This window comes from Streptomyces sp. H39-C1 (assembly GCF_027158125.1).
Taxonomy (GTDB): Bacteria; Actinomycetota; Actinomycetes; order Streptomycetales; family Streptomycetaceae; genus Actinacidiphila; species Actinacidiphila fildesensis.
This window is the reverse complement of sequence record NZ_JAPVLS010000012.1, coordinates 1-16,759: the sequence shown is the minus strand read 5'-3', so window position 1 is coordinate 16,759 and position 16,759 is coordinate 1. Positions and strand designations below refer to the sequence as shown.

At 70.6% G+C, this 16,759-nt stretch carries 15 protein-coding genes; 9 read left to right on the top strand and 6 right to left on the bottom strand.

The features are described 5' to 3' along the window. Positions 1 to 17 precede the first annotated feature (17 nt). Positions 18 to 1,577 carry a flavin-containing monooxygenase gene (locus O3W51_RS10435; RefSeq protein WP_244809690.1) on the bottom strand — a complete coding sequence of 520 codons (1,560 nt, stop codon included), beginning with the start codon at positions 1,575 to 1,577 and terminating at the stop codon, positions 18 to 20. 506 nt (positions 1,578 to 2,083) lie between these two features. Between O3W51_RS10435 and O3W51_RS10430 the strand changes: the two genes are divergently transcribed. From O3W51_RS10430 to O3W51_RS10420, 3 genes are all read left to right on the top strand, one after another. Beyond that, a complete protein-coding gene (locus O3W51_RS10430; protein WP_232485973.1) occupies positions 2,084 to 2,953 on the top strand; it encodes an endonuclease/exonuclease/phosphatase family protein in 870 nt (289 codons plus the stop codon). Positions 2,954 to 3,018: 65 nt separating this feature from the next. Then, positions 3,019 to 3,732, top strand: a complete 714-nt coding sequence (locus O3W51_RS10425) for a peptidase E (protein WP_138355423.1) — start codon at positions 3,019 to 3,021, stop codon at positions 3,730 to 3,732. Between the two features lie 135 nt (positions 3,733 to 3,867). Next, entirely contained in the window at positions 3,868 to 5,451 is a 1,584-nt protein-coding gene (locus O3W51_RS10420; protein WP_269285315.1) for a HEAT repeat domain-containing protein, read from the top strand. Between the two features lie 686 nt (positions 5,452 to 6,137). On the opposite strand, the gene O3W51_RS10415 is transcribed toward O3W51_RS10420, so the two are convergent. Beyond that, entirely contained in the window at positions 6,138 to 6,971 is an 834-nt protein-coding gene (locus tag O3W51_RS10415; RefSeq protein ID WP_269285489.1) for an aldo/keto reductase, read from the bottom strand. Between the two features lie 310 nt (positions 6,972 to 7,281). On the opposite strand from O3W51_RS10415, the gene O3W51_RS10410 reads away from it, so the two are divergent. Then, entirely contained in the window at positions 7,282 to 7,701 is a 420-nt protein-coding gene (locus O3W51_RS10410) for a PPOX class F420-dependent oxidoreductase (protein WP_138355426.1), read from the top strand. A 56-nt stretch (positions 7,702 to 7,757) separates the two neighbouring features. Here the strand turns inward: O3W51_RS10410 and O3W51_RS10405 are convergent, their stop codons facing one another. Continuing rightward, positions 7,758 to 8,513: an alpha/beta hydrolase gene (locus O3W51_RS10405; RefSeq protein WP_138355427.1), complete on the bottom strand. Its 756-nt coding sequence runs from the start codon at positions 8,511 to 8,513 to the stop codon at positions 7,758 to 7,760. Between the two features lie 607 nt (positions 8,514 to 9,120). Here O3W51_RS10405 and O3W51_RS10400 point away from each other — a divergent pair. The 4 genes from O3W51_RS10400 to O3W51_RS10385 all read left to right on the top strand — a co-directional run bounded on the left by O3W51_RS10400 (position 9,121) and on the right by O3W51_RS10385 (position 11,421). Next, positions 9,121 to 9,342: a hypothetical protein gene (locus O3W51_RS10400; RefSeq protein WP_138355428.1), complete on the top strand. Its 222-nt coding sequence runs from the start codon at positions 9,121 to 9,123 to the stop codon at positions 9,340 to 9,342. A 160-nt stretch (positions 9,343 to 9,502) separates the two neighbouring features. Further along, positions 9,503 to 10,246 (top strand): sigma-70 family RNA polymerase sigma factor, encoded by a 744-nt coding sequence (locus O3W51_RS10395; RefSeq protein ID WP_269285311.1) that lies wholly within the window; start codon positions 9,503 to 9,505, stop codon positions 10,244 to 10,246. Beyond that, positions 10,243 to 11,076: a hypothetical protein gene (locus tag O3W51_RS10390; protein ID WP_138355429.1), complete on the top strand. Its 834-nt coding sequence runs from the start codon at positions 10,243 to 10,245 to the stop codon at positions 11,074 to 11,076. Before O3W51_RS10395 ends, O3W51_RS10390 begins: the two co-directional genes overlap by 4 nt. Positions 11,077 to 11,190: 114 nt before the next feature. Next, on the top strand, positions 11,191 to 11,421 hold the full coding sequence (locus O3W51_RS10385) for a hypothetical protein (RefSeq protein ID WP_138355430.1): 231 nt from the start codon (positions 11,191 to 11,193) through the stop codon (positions 11,419 to 11,421). A 58-nt stretch (positions 11,422 to 11,479) separates the two neighbouring features. Here O3W51_RS10385 and O3W51_RS10380 read toward each other — a convergent pair whose 3' ends face one another. Beyond that, entirely contained in the window at positions 11,480 to 12,415 is a 936-nt protein-coding gene (locus O3W51_RS10380; RefSeq protein WP_138355431.1) for an NADP-dependent oxidoreductase, read from the bottom strand. Between the two features lie 101 nt (positions 12,416 to 12,516). Between O3W51_RS10380 and O3W51_RS10375 the strand changes: the two genes are divergently transcribed. Beyond that, positions 12,517 to 12,921 (top strand): winged helix-turn-helix transcriptional regulator, encoded by a 405-nt coding sequence (locus tag O3W51_RS10375; RefSeq protein WP_138355432.1) that lies wholly within the window; start codon positions 12,517 to 12,519, stop codon positions 12,919 to 12,921. Between the two features lie 48 nt (positions 12,922 to 12,969). Here the strand turns inward: O3W51_RS10375 and O3W51_RS10370 are convergent, their stop codons facing one another. Beyond that, on the bottom strand, positions 12,970 to 14,640 hold the full coding sequence (locus tag O3W51_RS10370; protein ID WP_138355433.1) for a PHP domain-containing protein: 1,671 nt from the start codon (positions 14,638 to 14,640) through the stop codon (positions 12,970 to 12,972). 84 nt (positions 14,641 to 14,724) lie between these two features. Then, positions 14,725 to 16,626, bottom strand: a complete 1,902-nt coding sequence (locus tag O3W51_RS10365) for a LamG-like jellyroll fold domain-containing protein (RefSeq protein WP_269285305.1) — start codon at positions 16,624 to 16,626, stop codon at positions 14,725 to 14,727. Between the last annotated feature and the right edge of the window lie 133 nt (positions 16,627 to 16,759).

The following is a 16,759-nucleotide window of genomic DNA, read 5'->3' as shown; positions in this document are numbered from 1 at the left end:
GTCGGCGGGTTCTGGCGTCATGCCCGCTCTCCCTTCGCGGGAGCAGGATGGTCGTCGTGCCGCGGCGCCGTAGGGGCGAGTACGGGAGTGGGGTCGGCTGGGGTGTGGCAGATGTAGGAATCGGTGTCGAAGCGGCTCAGTTGGCGGGTGAGTCGTCCGGTGGACCATGGCCAGGCGAAGGTGTTCCGTCCGCTGGGGCTGAAGTAGTAGCTGGTGCAGCCGCCGGAGTTGTACACGGTGGTCTGCAAGGCCTCTTGCACCGCTGTGTTGTGTGCGGCCTGCGCGGCCGGCCGGACCTCCAGGACTCGGTGGCCGTTTTGGTCGAGGTGGGCCAGGGCGGCGGTGAGGTACGTCAGCTGGGCTTCCAGGACGGTGATCGCGGAGGTGGAGCCGCCGAGCAGGTTCGGGCCCAGAAGCAGGAAGAGATTGGGGAAGCCGCTGACGGTGGTGCCCAGATGCGCTTGTGGTTCGCCGTCCCAGGTCTCGTGCAGAGTCCGGCCGCCCGTGCCGTACAGGCTCCGGGCCAGCGGCAGTTCACCGATGCGGAAGCCCGTCGCCGTGATGAGAACGTCGGCCTTGGTCACGGTGCCGTCGGCGCCGACGATCTCGTCCCCGCGTACGGCCGTCACAGCGGTGGGATGCAGGCGGACATGCGGCTCGGCCAGGGCGCGGTAGAAAGTGCTGGAGGTCAGAAGACGCTTGCAGCCCAGCCGGTAGTCCGGGGTGAGCGACTGGCGCAGGCTCTGGTCACGGACCGCGAGCCGCAGATGCGCGCGGGCTCCCGACTCGATGAGGCGGGCGATCGGTGGGTGACGGAAGGCATAGCCGAAGCCTTCCTGTAGTGCGTACTGCCCGGCGCGCAAGGTGGCACGGGCACCGGGTAGGCGGTTCAGCAACCTGTTGAACACCGCGGGTACCGGAAGGTCTGGCTTGGGCAGCACCCACTGCGCGGTCCGCTGGAAGAGGTGCACGGTCGCCGCCCGGCCCGCGATGGCCGGGACGACCTGGACCGCGGAGGCACCACTCCCGACCACGGCCACACGCCGCCCGGTCAGGTCGACGCCGTGGTCCCACTGGGCGGTATGGAGCACGGGCCCTGTGAAGTCCTCGATCCCGGGGACGTCCAGGTGACGTGGTACGTGCCACGGTCCGGTGGCCAGGACCAGTACCGCCGCGCTGTAGGGCCCGTCGCTCGTCTCCAGTAGCCAGCGCCCAGCCGCCGCATCCCACCGGGCGCCCCGCACATGCACCCCGCAGCGCAGGGCATCGCCGAGCCCGTACCGCTCGGCCGTCGTCCGTAAGTAGGCGTGGATCTCCGGCTGCCCGGCGAAGACCCTGCTCCACGCGGTATCCGGGGTGAACGAGTAGCTGTAGAGCGTCGAGGGCACATCACAGGCGCAACCCGGATAGGTGTTCTCCCGCCATGTGCCGCCGAGTTGCGACGCCTTCTCCAGAATGACCACATCGCGGAACCCGGCCTCGCGCAGCCGGATGGCGGCCCCGATACCGGAGAACCCCGCTCCGACGACCACGACGCGTACGTCCTTGGCAGGTCGCGTGGCCTGCGCCGGGATCACAGTCCTGGTCCGGTCAAGCGGAAAGCGGACGGGATTCGGTCTGTTGTATTCATCGTGGTCAAAGGCGGACCTCGTGCATCTGGGCCTTCCTTCCGTCGTTTCCGACATCTACCGGCGAGCTTCGTCGTGATCAGCCCAACCATGATCCCGAAGCGCGCGCCCGGCTGCTCTCGGAAGCCGACGACGTCACTCGTCCGTGGCACGGGGTGCTCGCGCGCGCAGTCCTGGGACTTCCCGGCTCCGCGGGCCGTCGGAACCGGACGTAGTTGAGGAGAGTCCGGACCAGTGAGCCCAGGGGCCCACGAACCCGTATTCCACCGGTTGAGCAGGATGTGCACATGACGGACGGCAAACACTGGCTGACCAGGCGGGCAAAGGGCAGCGTGGCGTCGAAATCGCAGACCGTGGGGCCCGGGTGGTGGCGATGGGACAAGGATGCCAAGGGCCGGTCCTCCTGGGCGCGTGGACGGGTTCTCGCAGCGCTTGCCGTGCTGGTCTCCGGGCTGATGGCCTTCCATGCCGCCGTCCCCAACACCATCGGCCACCTGGGAAGTCTGTTGGAGGCGTTCCTGCCCTGGCTCGGCCTGGCCGTCCCGATACTGCTTCTCCTGGCCCTGCTGCGCCGCTCCGCGACCGCGCTGGTGGCCCTGTCGCTCCCCATTGCCGTCTGGGCACAGCTGTTCGGCGGGCCGTTCCTTCCCGGGGTGCGCGGCGCACACGACATGACGGTGCTCCAGCACAACGTCAGCGACGAGAACGCCGATCCGGCCGGCACCGCGAAAGCTCTGACGGACGCCCGGCCGGAACTCATCGCCCTGGAAGAGCTGACACCCGCCGCGCTGCCGCGCTACGAGAGCGCACTGGCATCCGCATACGCCTATCACGCAGTCCAAGGCAGCGTCGGTCTCTGGTCGAAGTACCCGCTGACGGACGTGCGCGTGTTGGACATCAAACCGAAGGGGATCGACGCGAGCTGGAGCCGGGGGCTGCGGTCCAGCGTGCGGACGCCGTGGGGCGAGATCGCGGTCTACGTCGCCCATCTGCCGTCGGTCCGCGTCCGGCTGAACGGCTTCGATTCCGCCTATCGGGACGAAAGCGCCGAGCTGCTGGGCGTGGCCCTCGCCGCCGAGAAGCTGAACACGGTGATCCTGCTGGGTGACCTCAACGCAACGGTGGACGATCGCGGGTTGGCCCCACTCACGGCGCACATGAATCTGCCGCCCCGGGACTTCGCCTTCAGCTGGCCTGCTGCCTTCCCCGTTTCCCGGATCGACCAGATCATGACCCGCTCGGCGACCGTCACCGACGTCCGTACCCTGCCCGCCACGGGCAGCGACCATCTCCCAATCACCGCCGGCATTAAGCTCGCCCCCTGATCGCCGAGCATGCCCGTTCGCGGCACTTGCTCTCCCGCCTGTCCGTCTGCTGAGGAGTAGCTTCCGTGGCCGTCGTCCCCGCTCGCCGTCTGGCCCTCCTCGGGGGCGGCTTCTCCACCGACGACGACGGGCTGTTGGACGACTGGGTGCTGAGCCACGCGCGTACCCCTCGGCCACAGGTGTGCTTCGTCCCCACGGCCAGCGGGGACGCCTCCGCCTACATCGAGCGCTTTCTCGACGCGTTCCGGTCACGCTCGTGCGAACCCTCCGTCCTGCCGTTGTTCCAGCGTGAGCTCGACGACGACGCTCTGCGAACCTTCCTGCTCGCTCAAGACGTCGTGTACGTCGGCGGCGGCAACACCGCGAATCTCCTGGCGGTCTGGCGCGCACACGGGGTGGACCGGCTGCTGCGTGAGGCCTACGGCCGCGGGACGCTTCTGTGCGGTATCAGCGCCGGCGCCAACTGCTGGGCCGAGGGCTCGCACACCGACTCCTTCGGGCCCCTGACGTTCCTGCCGGACGGGTTGGGCCTGCTGCCCGGCTCGGTATGCCCGCACTATGACAGCGAACCGGGCCGCCGTCCCTCCTACCGTGCAGCCGTGGCAGTCGGCGCGCTGCCTGCCGGGTGGGCGCTGGAGGACGGCGTGGGTGCTCTCTTCACCGACGGTCTCCTGACAGAGGTGGTGACCCGGACTGCGGGGGCCAACCTGTACCGGGTAGAGCCCGACGGGGAAGACGGAGCCGGCGAGCGGGCACTGGATTGCCGACTGCTCGGCTGAAGTGGCGCGTCAAAGGGCTCTGTTGAAGAGCTGAAGGCCGGACAAAAGCGCTGGTCAGGTCACGCCGGAGCGCGCTACGGTCGGGTCGCCACCGTGTCGCCGACCCTCGGTGTGCCGCTGCGAGGAGACGCCCCGATGACTGCCGAAGCCGATGCCGACGCCCAAACCATCACGCGATCTGCGGCGGCGCTGCTCCTGCTCAACGAGCTGCACTACCCCTTGGCGCATCGCGGTGCCGAACTGATCCGAGTCCTGCACGAGTTGGCCGACAGCGCCGAGTTCCGTGCGACGGGACCACACTGGTGGAGTGCCTTCGACGAGCACGCACGCCATGTCCGTCGGTCGCTGCTGGGCGCCACCGCGCCGGCATCCACGGCTCCGTCCACGGGCTCGACGGCGCCGGATAGTCAGGAGCTGTCTCCGGCCTGGGACTGGGCGCTGGCGGTCTGCGCCGCCGACGGTCGCACCCGCCAGCGTGCCCTCGCCCAGGAAACTCTCCCGCTCGGGGCGCGCGCTCTGATCCCACTGCTGGTGGTGCGCTGCTCGGACTGGGCCGCGCCGGTGCGGGTCGCCGCCCAGGCGGCGCTCACCGACGTGCTGGCGAGCTCCGGGCCTGCTGAGCTCGTTCAAGCGGCGGTCATGGCGTGGTCGTGCGAGGGGCGTCAGCGAGGTGAGGACGCCGTTCGTATCGTGGCCGCCTGCCTTGGCGGCGCGGCCCCGGAGGTGTGGAGTGGACTGCTCACGGATCCCGATCACCGGGTTCGTCGGCGCGCCCTGAGCGCGGCGGTCGACCTCGACCGGTGCGAGACGGCGCAGCTGCTGGCGCTTGCCGGCTCCGACCCCGATGCCGTCGTGGCCCGGCACGCGGCCGAACAACTCCTCCGCTCTTTCGTCCCGCCCGGGCCCGATACGCCGGCCACCGCGCAGGCAGAGACCGTGCTTCGCCGATTGCTCGCCTCCCGGGTGTCGGCGGTGCGGGCCGTCGCCGTCACCGTGCTGCGCCGGGCCCAGCGCCCCGACCTGGCCGAACCGTTCACCGCGGACCGCTCCAGGCAGGTGCGTGAGATCGCGCGCTGGGTTCTGCGCAGCCACGGCCAGGACCCCGCGCCTGCCTGCCGTGCCCGCCTTGCCCGCCCGGCCGGTGAGATCACGCCCGGCGCTATCGCCGGCCTGGCGGAATGCGGTGACGTCACCGGCCCCCAGGCCGCCGATCTCTTGCGCCCGCAGCTGACCCATCGGCGCCCGGGCGTACGCGCGGCCGTTCTCCGCGTGCTCGGCACGATGCGGCCCCCCGCGGTCACCGCCGCGGAACTCCTCGCCGTCATGGACCGCGACCCTGCCGCCCGAGTCCAGCGGACCGCCGCCACCCTGTTGGAGGCGGCGGCCGCCACCGTCCCCCGGCAGCGTCTCAACGACCTGCTCGCCCCTGGGCGCCCGGCCCCGCTCCGGGCTCAGGCAGCCCGGATCATCCGGGCCGCAGGCACCTGGGACCGGCTGGAATTGAACCTGCGGCTGCTTCACGACGCCGACCCCGCCCTGGCTGCCGCAGCACACCGCGACGTCCGAGCCTGGGCCACCTCGGCCGCAGCAGCCCACAGCCGGCCCACGGACGAGCAGCGACAGAGCCTTCTCGGCCTGCTGCACGACGCGGCCACCTCCGGCGACGACGAGGACGTCAGGATCATCCGCTTCCTTCTCACCGGTACGGGACGGCCGTAGCGGCAGCATCCGGCTGACGGGGAAGCCCCGGCAGCCACCGCAGGATGCCCAGCCGGTTCTCGGGACCAACCGTCCAGTCGATCGCGGCGCGCTCTCGTTCCGAGAGTCCCGGGCGGGCGGAGACTGCGAGTCGCACATCGGGGTCTTCGTGTGTGGCGAGCCGCGCAATGAGATCGCCGGAAACCCGGTGGTGTCGTCCGCTGGAGTCAGTACTGATCCCGCCTGGCGCAGTCGCAGTCGCAGGCCGGCGGGAGTTGAACGTATCCCTGAGGGCGGTTGGGCCGCAGGTCTGTCGCTGCGCGCTGTCGTGCGCGAACAATCTCCCCTGACAGGGCGAGCGCGGAGGCGAGGACGCCGAGGAGGCCGTCTACGGTGAGGAGGATCAGGTCCATGGGAGGGATCCGTTCTCCGGGACCCCCTGGCGCTGAGGCGCCGGCCCGGATTCGACGGTCCGCGTCGTCGGCCCCCCGGGGTGTTCCCTCGTTCCCCATGATGACGACCCCCGCCGATTTACGCCAGGCCTTCCCCCTTCGAAAGCCCAGCAACAGCAACTCGCCCTTAAGGCAGGGCAAGCCGCATTGCTGCGAGCGGTCGGTGCACAGTGGGTTGGTCTGCGGGGGAGTGCCAGGCTTTGGCGGAGTCGACCGGTGGACGGTTGGCCATCCGGCGCGAGGGAGCCGCGCGGGTCACAGCATCTCGAGGGGCTGTTCGCGCGCTGGGGGCGGGAAGGCCTTGTCGAGGGTGCGGAGGTCGTCGTCCGTCAGGTGGAGGTCGAGGGACGCGTGGTTCTCCTCGACGTGGGCGGCGGTGGAGGCCTTGGGGATGGCGATGACGTCGTCCTGGCGCAGCACCCAGGCCAGCGCCACCTGGACCGGGGACTTTCCATGGGCGGCGGCGACGGTTTGCAGGGCCTTGTGGCCCAGTAGACGGCCCTGTTCCACGGGGGAGTAGGCGATGATCGGGATGGAGCGTTCCCGGCAGTAGGGGAACAGATCGAACTCCGGGCCGCGCCGGGAGAGGTTGTAGAGCACCTGATCGGTCTGCGGCAGGGCGCCGTCGGGCAGCTCCGTGAGGTCGTCGACGTCCAGGTTGCTCACACCCCAGGCGCCAATGCTGCCTTCCGAGACCAGTGATTCCAGGGCCTCGACGGTCTCGTGGAGGGGGATGCCGCCCCGCCAGTGCAGCAGGTAGAGATCGATTCTGTCCGTCCCCAGACGGCGCAGGCTCGCATGGCAGGCGTCGACCGTGCCCTTTCTGTCGGCATGGGACGGCAACACCTTGCTGACGAGGAAGGCCTCGTCCCTTCGGCCGCGAATCGCCTCGCCGACCAATTCCTCGGCGGCGCCGCTTCCGTACATCTCCGCCGTGTCGATCACCGTCAGCCCGAGGTCGAGGCCCCGCCGGAGGGCGGCGATCTCCTCGGCACGCCGTGCGGGATCGTCCCCCATGCGCCACGTGCCCTGCCCGAGGGCGGGCACCCGGACGCCGGAGGGAAACGTCACGGTCCGAGCCTGTGCCATCGTCTGCTCCTTGTCGGCCACGAAGGTCTGTCGCCAGCGGGTGATCATCATGATCGCAGCCCGTTGCGCCATGTACGTTCCCGTCGAGCTGAGGACAACCACCCGGGCGGCTGTAGCGCTCGGCGGCTGCTTCGTCCCGTACGGCTGCTTCGTCCCGTACGGCGGCCGCTCCCCGTGCGGCCAGGCGCGACGCAGGCAACCCCGGCGCCCGTCCGGTGCGGTGGCGCGGCGTCACGCAATGGAGAAAACTCAAGTCCTGCGAGCGGGAAACAGCCCGGTGCAATGAGCAAGGCGTGACGGAGGGTGTCCGATGTCGAAACCGCCGCTTCCCGACGATGCAGTCGCGATGTTGACGAAGGCCAATTCGGCCGTCGTCACGACTCTGCGGTCGGACGGTCAGCCCGTGTCCACGGCCACCTGGTACCTCTGGGACGACGGCCGGGTACTGGTCAACATGGATGAGGGCCGCAAACGGCTGGAGCATGTGCGCAACGATCCGCGGGTGACGATCACCGTGCTCGACGAGAGCAGCTGGTACACCCACATCAGCATCATCGGCCGCGTCGCCGAACTGCGCGAGGACAAGGACCTGTTCGACATCGACCGGTTGTCCCAGCAGTACCTCGGCAAGCCCTACCCCCGTCGGGACCGCCGCCGATTCAGCGCATGGATCGAGATCGACCGCTGGCACGGGTGGGGCACCTTGAAGGACAACGACCAGATCGGCTGATGCCCGGCCGCGGGTCTGGAGATCTGCCATCGGAACGGCCGCGCGTGCGGCCCGTATCAGGCCCGCGCGGCGGAGGCGGCGCCCGAGGCGTCGGGTTCTGCCGCGGCGCGCAGCTGGTCCAGGTCCAGGGTGCCGTCCGTGGCCTCGGCGTCCGCGGGCAGGGCCAGGGCCTCCGTGACGTCGGCCGGCAGGGGTGTGAGACCGAGGAGACCGGTGACCAGGGTGGTCGCCAGGCGGTGCCATGACGGGGCGCGTCGCAGCATCGCGTGGTCGCTGTCCCGGATCGTGATGAAGCAGGTGCGGGCTCCTGCCTGGCGGGCCCGGGTGGTGAGGGACCGGGTGGCCTGGGGGCTGGTTATCCGGTCACGGCTGCTGTGGATCAGGACCGTGTCGCGGCCCGCGAGCTGGGTGAATGGATCGCCTGGCGGGCACCACGGGGCGAGGCCGACCACTCCGGTGACCAGGGGATGACCGGCGGCGCGGAGGGCGGCGCGGCCGCCCATGGAGTGGCCCAGGAGCACCACCGGGATCCCTCCGGTCTCGTCCTGGAGGGCGTCGAGGGCGCGCACGGCATCGTGGAGGGGGTCCTCGCGGGCGCCGTTCCAGCCACGGTGGGTGTACGGCGTGCTGCGGATCAGTACCGGTCCTCCGTTGTCGCCGCCCGGATCGCGGGTGGCCCGTGCGAGGTGCCGGACGAACGGGCGCATCCGTACGGCGGGCAGATTGAGCAGGCCGGGCGGGGGTGGCTTGAGCCCCGTTTCGCGACCGCCGTGCAGGATGAGGACCGCTGCCGACGGCGGTGCTGGTGCCACATGAACCTCCTGATCGGGGCGCGGGACGGATACCCCCGCACTCCCTATTCGGATCTGACCGGCCTGCGGATGGGTCCGGTCCGTGCGGGCGGCGGCACGCCCGAGCAGCTGCCCGCACCTGGCCACGATACTTCGGCGAGGTGACTCACCCGTTCGGATCATGCGGGGAGCCGCAACCGCAGCCGCAACTGTCGGGTCGTGGCGGGCTCGGAACCGGAACCGCTCCCGCCGGCGAGGGAACAGGCGGGAGCGGTGTGTGCGCCCCCCTTTGTCGCTCAGCACGGGGACGGCACGGCCTTCCGGAGGGAAGGTCCGACGCCAAAGGCGTCCGGTCTCCCATTTGGCGGTCATCGGCGCCGCCCGCGCAGGCGGATGAGGGAAGTTCGCCTGGAAGAGTGCTCAACTCGGCATCATGTCCTGCTGCCTTGGAGGCGAGCGGTGGTGAGCGGCCTGGGGATCCCCGGTCATTGTTCCCTGATCCCATGATCACATGGCGTAGCGGGTGGTCTTCCCACCATGCTGGCGTCCCGGCTCCTCGACGGCGCGTCAGCACCGCCGCGAAGAGGCCTTCCGGATGCCCCTCGTCGTCGGAATGGGAAAGGTCTCGATGTCCAGTAAGCAGGTGTTGACCGTCATCGTGTTGGTGTCGGTCTTCTCATGGAGTGCGGTCATGGCCGCGCTCGGGCAGCTGACCGCGGTGGCCGCGTTAGTGCCCTCGCTCGCGTTGCTGGTGCAGCAGGTCGTCCATGCGTCCGCCTGCGGGAAGCCCGAATCCACCGCCGCGGGGGCCGGGCCCGTCGCGGGGCCGGACGAAGGTGCCGCCCGGTGAGCCCCCATGCGATTCCGCCCGAGCAGACCGAGGGGGAGCCTCCCATCCGGCGGGGCCGGAAGCCGGAACCGATCACCGACCAGGCCGGCACCTCCCACCGCGCCTGGCTCGAGCCGGTGCGTACCCGGCTCTTCACCAGCGGCTTGACGCTCGACGACCTGTGGAGCGCTCGGGGTACTCCAAGACGCGGATCTCGGAACTGCTGCGCGGCGCCGGCCGGTACCCGCGGTGGGAGATCACCTACAGCGTGATCCGGGTGCTGGGCATACCGGCCCGTCCGATGCGGCGCCTGTGGGTCGCGGCGGCGCGCGAGGCGCAGAAGAAGAAGGACTGGATAGACGGCTGCATAGCGGAGGTCCCGCCGTCCAAACGGCCCGACGTCCGGCCGCTGGACCACCAGGGCTTCACCGACACCCACCAGGCCCCCTACACCTCCTACGCCAAGGCGCTCCTGCTCACCGACGAGCGGGCCGCCTGTGTGGTCCTGGAGACCTTCGACATCCTGTGGCTGTGCTGGGACGAGGCACTGGGGAGCTCGAACGTCCAGCGGTTCGCCTGGAGGCTCCTGCGGGCCCGGGTCATGGCGCGCACCCCGCACATCGACAACCACCCGCTGCTGGCCGCCGCCGCCTTCGCCACCGTCGCCCAGGACCGGGCCGTGGACCCCACGGCCCGCTTCGCCCAGGTCGGTGAGTCGCTGATGCTGTTCGACGCGGTCAGCCGCCTGCCGGACAACCAGATGGACGTAACGATCCTGCGCTACCTGTGCGGCATGGACACCACCGTCGCGGCCGAGGTGCTGGGCGTTCCGCTGGCCTCGGCGCGCTCCGACGACCGGCACGCCAAACGCACGCTGACCGAGACCCTCAACCTCCACGACCGCCCGGGAGGCGCTTCCCTATGACGTCGATCGATCAACTCCTCGCCCGCGCGCTCCTGATGACGGAGCCCGGGATTCCGCACGACGTCGTGACGTACGAGGACGTCTACACCTCGGCCGGTTCGCACGACGTTCTGTCCTGGCCGTCGTCGAGCCCCTTCAACGAGAACCCTCCCGGGCGGGACGCGGCCTACGATCTGCAGACGCTCTGCGAGACCGTCGTGACCCAGACCGCCGCGACGTCGCTGAGCGACTTCGTCACCGAGCAGCTGCCGGAGCCGCGCGGTGCCCGGGTCCTGGGCTGCATCCTGCATCTGGCCGACTCCGAGGACGGTGCCCGCTTCTGGTGGCAGTACGCCGCCGGGGCCGGCGACGACGTCGCCTCGTACTGCCTGTACCTGCACCACCTCGCCCTGGGGGAGACCCACGCCGCCGCATGGTGGGGTGAGCAGACCGGTATCGACACCCAGCCGGCGCCGGAAAAGGTCAACCTTCCCGGCTACACGGACCCGGCCGACAACCTCGACCTCGACTCCAGCACCCCGACCGTCCTGCGTATCCTGGGCCGGCTCCTGAGCCCGGCCGACCGTTCCAGAACCGAAGTCGTGACCGCGGTGATGGAGTACGTCCCCAGCGCCGTCGCGGCCGGCTACGCCGACAACCCCGACTTCGAGATCCCGCTGCCGGGGCCGCACTTCGCCGATCACATCGCGATCATCCTGGCCGCGGCATCCAGCGTCGGCGGCGCCGTCTGCCAGCGCCAGAAAGCACGCTCGCCCTCGCTACGGCGGCGACCCGACCACACACGCGCCGACGCCGCACCTGACGACTCCGCCCGCGGTGGGCACCGGTGACGCAACGATCCCCGGAATCACGGCCATTGATCCATTCTGCAGGCTTTCCGATGCCACTGGCTCCGCACTACCGCTCGCCCGACCGACCCTGTTGACTTGTCCGCAGGAGGCGCCGTGCTGACCGTGCTGGTGATCGTGCCGCTCTGGCCGTGCTGCTTACGTGGGGCATCGGCATGCCGTCGATGGACGGGCTGCCGGATGGCCTTGTGGGGGAGTGTCGTCCATGCCTGCGCGCTCGCCGCGCTCGTCGCCGCCCTGGTCGTGACCTGGCAGGCGCGGGGCGCGCATTGCGAAGCGCACCCGGCGAGCAGGCAGTGTCAGCCCGCGTTCGACGGGGATCTCTGACGCCGCGCGGCAGCGCGCACGGTGAAGCCGGTGTGCGGCCGGGGGAGCGGCGCCGGCGCTACGCGATGGTGAGGACGATCTTCCCGCGTACCCGGCCGGACGCGCTCAGCTCCTGGGCCCGGGCGGCCTCCTCGAGGGGCAGGGCCTCGGCGATCTGAACGCGTACGGTGCCCGCCGCCGCGAGTTCGCCGAGCTCGGCGAGATCGGCGCCGGAGGGTGTCATGCCGAAGAGTTCGTAGCGCAGGCCGCGGGCCGCGGCGGACTGCGGGGTGACCCGCTCGTCGGCTCCGGTGCCGTTGACGGCCAGCAGGAGGCCACCCGGGCGCAGGGTCTCCAGCGAGCGGGGGCCGTAGTCGTCGTTCATCGAGTCGAGGACGACGTCGACGCCGCGGACGGTCGCGGCGAAGTCGGCCTCGCGGTAGTCGATGAGCTCGTCCGCGCCGAGCGAGCGCAGCAGCGCGTGCCCTGGGCCACTCGCGGTGCCGATGACGTACGCGCCGTGCGCCTTGGCGATCTGTACGGCGAGGTGGCCCACGCCGCCGGACGCGGCGTGCACCAAGATGCGCTGACCGGGCTTGAGTTCGGCCGCGTGCACCACCGCCTGCCAGGCCGTCAGCCCAGCGATGGGCAGTGCGGCGGCGGTGATGTGGTCGAGGGACGCGGGCTTGAGGGCGAGCGCGGGAGTGGGTGCGACCGTGTACTCGGCGTAGGCGCCGTTCGGGCTGGAGAGGGCGGCGAAGACCTCGTCGCCGCGCCGGAACCCGGTCACACCGGGACCGACCTCGGCGATCTCGCCCGACACGTCGAAGCCGGGGGTGATCGGCGGCTGTCCCCACTTGTCGAGGATGCCCTGGCGGACCTTCCAGTCGACCGGGTTCACACCGGCTGCGCGCACGCGGACCAGGACCTCGCCGGGGCCGGGTACCGGGCGCTCCAGCTCGACGAGCCGGAGGACTTCGGGACCGCCGAAGGACTCGTAACGGATGGCACGCATGGCTTGCTCCTTGCGGAAGAGAGTGGTCGGTTCCAAGGAACATCCTGCGTACGAGTGGTATCTCTTGTGAAGAAGGCACTTTCTTGGTACCTAGGTACCTCATGGATACCACTCCGTCGGCCGGACTCCCCATCTACCAGGCCGACTGCCCGGCCCGTACCGTCATCGAGCTCCTCGCCAACAAGTGGGTCTTCTTCACGCTCATCCTGCTGCGCAGGCACGACGCGCCGATGCGGTTCAACGAGATGCGGCGGCAACTCGGCACCGTCACACAGAAGATGCTCGCGCAGACCTTGCGCTCGCTGGAGCGCGACGGCCTCGTTCGCCGCGAGGTCTACCCCACCGTGCCGCCTCGCGTCGAGTACTCACTCACTCGACTCGGCGGCGAGGCGGCACGGTTGGCCCTGGCCATCGGGGACTGGTCGCAGGAGCACCTCGGGGAGATCGAGGCCGCGCGGTGTGCCCACGATGCGAAGGCGGCGGCCGAGCCGCAGCCGCTCCTCTAGCGGCGGCTGCGGCTCCCTTCGTCGGCCAGGATCACGTCCAGTGAACGGTCAGCGCACGACGTCCACGAAGACCGGGTTGGTGTAGAGCCAGGTGTCCAGCCACGGGTCGCCGTTGCCCGGCTCATGGGTGATCGGGCCGTGCGGGTCGATCGACGCGCCCAGCAGCCCGGGGCCGTTGCGCTTGCCGTCGCTGCCGCGCAGCCGCAGGTAGGACGACTCCTCGGCGTGGCCCAGGGGGATGCGCAGGGTGTAGCGGCCCCTGCGGCCCGAGACGTCGGCGCTGTGCACGACCCGGGTGTCGGGTGCGCGCCACGCGTCGCGGTCGGCGACCGGGCCGCGGACGGCGCCGCGGATCACATCCAGGTGGGCCAGGCCCGGCACTTCGCCGTGGTGGTTGGGGCGTGAGGCGGTGGTGACGGTGACATTGAGGACGATCCTCTCGCCGCGGCGCACCCGCAGCCGGCCGCCGAGAGTGACACCACGGCCGGAGCCGTGCTCCCTGTTCACCCGGACGTCGATGCCGTCGACGAGCTGGCCGTGGTCGACCCAGACGCGGCCCGCCCGCATCCCGGCCATCACGTGCCGGTAGCCGTAGTGGGTGACGCCGACGTGGGTACGGCTGAACTGGCCGGGCCAGAAGTCGCTGCCGGGCTGCGGCTCCGTGGTGTTGACCGGGTCCGGGAGCCGTCCGGTGTTGTCGAAGTTCTGGCCGGGCAGCCAGTCGCCGTTCTTCCAGGTGTCGAACGTGACCCGGTGCACGTCGGAGTTGGAGGTGACCGAGAAGAGCTTGCCCTCGGCGAGCATGGCGTCCCACAGGCCGCCGACCGTCGCGGTCGCCCAGTCGAAGCCGCCGTACGTCTGATAGGCCTCGCGAGGATAGCCGGGCCAGGAGTTCTCGGACGGGGAGTTGTCGTACTCGCCGCGGTGGCTGGTCGAGCCGCGCTCCGGCATGGCGGCGCACTGGGCGCCGGGCGCGCCCTCCATGCCGATCATGATCCCCGGAGCCGCGTCGCGCCAGGCGCGCATCTCGTGCGGAGAGTCGATTCCCAGGCGCAGCGGGTGGTTGGCGAGGACGAGGACGTCGTCGACGTAGCCGCTGCGGCGCTGCTGCTCGAGCCACTTGATGGCCTTGACGGCGTGGGCTTCGTTGCGCGGGGTGTCGGGGTGGCCCGGCGCGCCCGCGGTGTAGCCGAGGAGTTTGCCGTCGAAGGCCTCCTCGAAGCGCGTCAGCAGGTCGACCTCGTGGCGTCCGGGCGGTGAGAAGACGGTGCCGTGCTCGGCGCCGGGGATGTACCACTCGAGGCCCTGGAAGATCAGTGTGCGCCGGTTGTCGCGGCGGGCCTTGAGGATCTCGCGGTGCTCGGCCTGGGCGCCGCCGGCCCTGGCGTGTCCGAAGTTGCTGTGCTCGGTGAGGACCATCCAGTCGAGGCCGTACTGGGAGGCGGCCCGCGCCAGCTGGGAGAAGGTGTACTTCGCGTCGTGGCTGTAGACCGAGTGCACATGGTGGTCACCGACGAGATAGGCGAGGTCCGGGTCCCCGCCGCCGTCGGTGTGCGCTTCGGCCGCGGTCGGAGCGAGCAGGCCGGCCCCGGCGAAGGCCGCGCCGAACAGGCCGGCGCTGCGGAGCAGCCGGCGGCGCGAGAGTCCCTGCGGGTCGAGCGAGCCGACCGGTACGTCGGGGTCCGCCCAAGTCGGGAGCGGCTGATTCGATCGCGCCATGAGGTGTCTCCTTGAGGGGTGGTGCCATATCGGCGGTGGTGCTGTGAGGTGGTGCTGCCAGGTGGCGAAGTGGGTGGGGTCCGGTCAGGAGTTCATGAAGTCGCGCACGGGCAGCGCGCGTTCGGTGATCCTGATGTCCCCGATCCAGCCGTGCATCAGCTGGTCGAGGACGCCCCCGTACTCGTAGGCGCCGAGCAGCCAGGGCAGTCCGAGCGTCGCGAGACCGTTGGTACGCGTCGCGGGGTTGCGGGCGACCCGGCAGCCGTCGACGTACAAGGTGGTGTGCCTGCCGTCGTTGACGACAGCGACATGCCACCAGGTGCCCCGCGCCAGCTCGTGGCTCCAGTTGGTGACCAGGCCGGGCTGGTCGAGCGGCGCGGCCGCCCACTGGAGGCCCGGCCCGTCGGACAGGGACAGGGTGGCGACGGGCTCTTCCGGGTCGCCTGCGGTCTTTCCGGCGGCGCCGAGGGTGCCGCGGCGGCTGAGGATCGAGGCCCACGCGTGGTGGCCGGCGTCCCAGTCGGCGGGGAGCTTCACGAAGGCTTCGACGGTGTAGCCGGTGCGGAAGGTCTTGCTGTTGAGCGGGGCGTCCTTGGCGGTCTGCAGATACGCGCCGTGCAGCGGGGGCTTGCCGCCGTCGAAGTAGAGGCTGCCGTGGCCCGGCTGGTCGGGGTGGTGGTCGGCGGACCAGCGCAGGGCGTCCGCCGGCGAGCCGGGAACGGGCCCCCGGGTCAGGTGGTTGCCGTGACCGGACAGGTCGTCGACCCGCAGGGCGGCGTCGGCCGGGGCGCCGTCCGAGTGCGGGCCGTCGAACCGCCAGTACGCGACGGCGCCGGGCACCAGCAGCTGCGCGGCGGGGCGGGGGCCGCGCGGGGTGACGGGTGCGAAGCCGGCGAAGCGCTGCTCGAAGTCCAGCGGCACGGAGAAGCTGTCCTGCGGCCCCGTGAGCTCGATCTCGCGGCGCTCCAGCTCGTTGAGCCCCTCGCCCGCGCGGCCGAGGATCCATGGGGAGACGGTCTCCACGTCGATGGTGTTCCTGGCGAGGTCGAAGCGGTAGAGGCGGATCATCGCGCTGCCGCCGTAGTAGCGGTTCTGGTAGTTGGTGATGTGCAGATGCACGTCATGGCCCGCCGCGTTCTTTCGCGTGGTGCGGGCGGCGGGCCAGTAGTGACCGTTCAGGGTCAGGAAGATCTGGTCGTTCCCGGCGATCAGTTCGTCCCACAGGTGCCGGCCGTGCTCGGAGAAGTCGGCCTCGTCGCCGTCCCGGTCGGCGTACACGAGCTCGTGGGTGGTGAGGATGACCGGCCTCCTCGGGTGCTTCCGGATGACGTCCTGGGCCCAGGCGAGTCCGGCGGCTGACGGCCGCCAGTCGAGCGCGAGGACCAGCCACTCACGGCCCGCGGCGCGGAAGAGGTGGTACGTGTTGTAGCCGTCGGGTGTCGCTCCGCCGAAGGTGGGCAGCTTGCGCAGGCGCCGCGGGCCGAAGGCGTCCAGATAGGGGGTGGGGCCGCGCTGGTCGTCGGTCGACGAGTTGATGTCGTGGTTGCCCGCCAGGACGCTGTAACCGACGCGCCGCCGGTCGAGCAGCTCGAAGGCCTTGCTCAGCGGCCCGAACTCCTCCTTGAGTCCGTGCTCGGTGAGATCGCCCAGGTGGGACAGGAAGGCGATGTTCTCGTCGCGTCCGTGGTCGAGGATGTAGCGCAGGGACGCCTCGACGGGCGCGGCGTTGATGCTGGCGCCGTCGAAGAGGTACTGGGTGTTCGGCATGACGACCAGCGTGAAGCGGGGGCTGTCGGGGTCGGGACTCCGATTGGCAACGTTGTCAGCCGTCTCCTGTCGGGGCAGGGCGGCCGCGGAAGCGGCGGTGGTGAGCCCTCCGGCCGCTGCGGCCGCGGCGGCACCTGTGAGTCCGGTGACACGGAGGAACGTACGACGGCTGGCTCCGGTCGGGAGGGCACCGTCGGGCTGGTGGAGCGGACTGCACATGGAGGTCTCCGCGGGCGTTTCGTCGGGTGATCGCTGAGCACGCTAGGCGAAAGACTCGTGCACGACGGGGCCCGGGCGACGACCTCATGGCGAAGACTGCGTGAACGGGTGGGCGAAACGAAAGGGCCGCACG

Excerpts from the sequence above, each read along its gene's own strand:
- O3W51_RS10430 (WP_232485973.1), top strand. The coding sequence starts at position 2,084 with ATGGCCTTCCATGCCGCCGTCCCCAACACCATCGGCCACCTGGGAAGT.
- O3W51_RS10420 (WP_269285315.1), top strand. The coding sequence starts at position 3,868 with ATGACTGCCGAAGCCGATGCCGACGCCCAAACCATCACGCGATCTGCG.
- O3W51_RS10415 (WP_269285489.1), bottom strand. The coding sequence starts at position 6,971 with ATGGCACAGGCTCGGACCGTGACGTTTCCCTCCGGCGTCCGGGTGCCC.
- O3W51_RS10410 (WP_138355426.1), top strand. The coding sequence starts at position 7,282 with ATGTCGAAACCGCCGCTTCCCGACGATGCAGTCGCGATGTTGACGAAG.
- O3W51_RS10400 (WP_138355428.1), top strand. The coding sequence starts at position 9,121 with ATGTCCAGTAAGCAGGTGTTGACCGTCATCGTGTTGGTGTCGGTCTTC.
- O3W51_RS10390 (WP_138355429.1), top strand. The coding sequence starts at position 10,243 with ATGACGTCGATCGATCAACTCCTCGCCCGCGCGCTCCTGATGACGGAG.
- O3W51_RS10380 (WP_138355431.1), bottom strand. The coding sequence starts at position 12,415 with ATGCGTGCCATCCGTTACGAGTCCTTCGGCGGTCCCGAAGTCCTCCGG.
- O3W51_RS10375 (WP_138355432.1), top strand. The coding sequence starts at position 12,517 with ATGGATACCACTCCGTCGGCCGGACTCCCCATCTACCAGGCCGACTGC.
- O3W51_RS10370 (WP_138355433.1), bottom strand. The coding sequence starts at position 14,640 with ATGGCGCGATCGAATCAGCCGCTCCCGACTTGGGCGGACCCCGACGTA.
- O3W51_RS10365 (WP_269285305.1), bottom strand. The coding sequence starts at position 16,626 with ATGTGCAGTCCGCTCCACCAGCCCGACGGTGCCCTCCCGACCGGAGCC.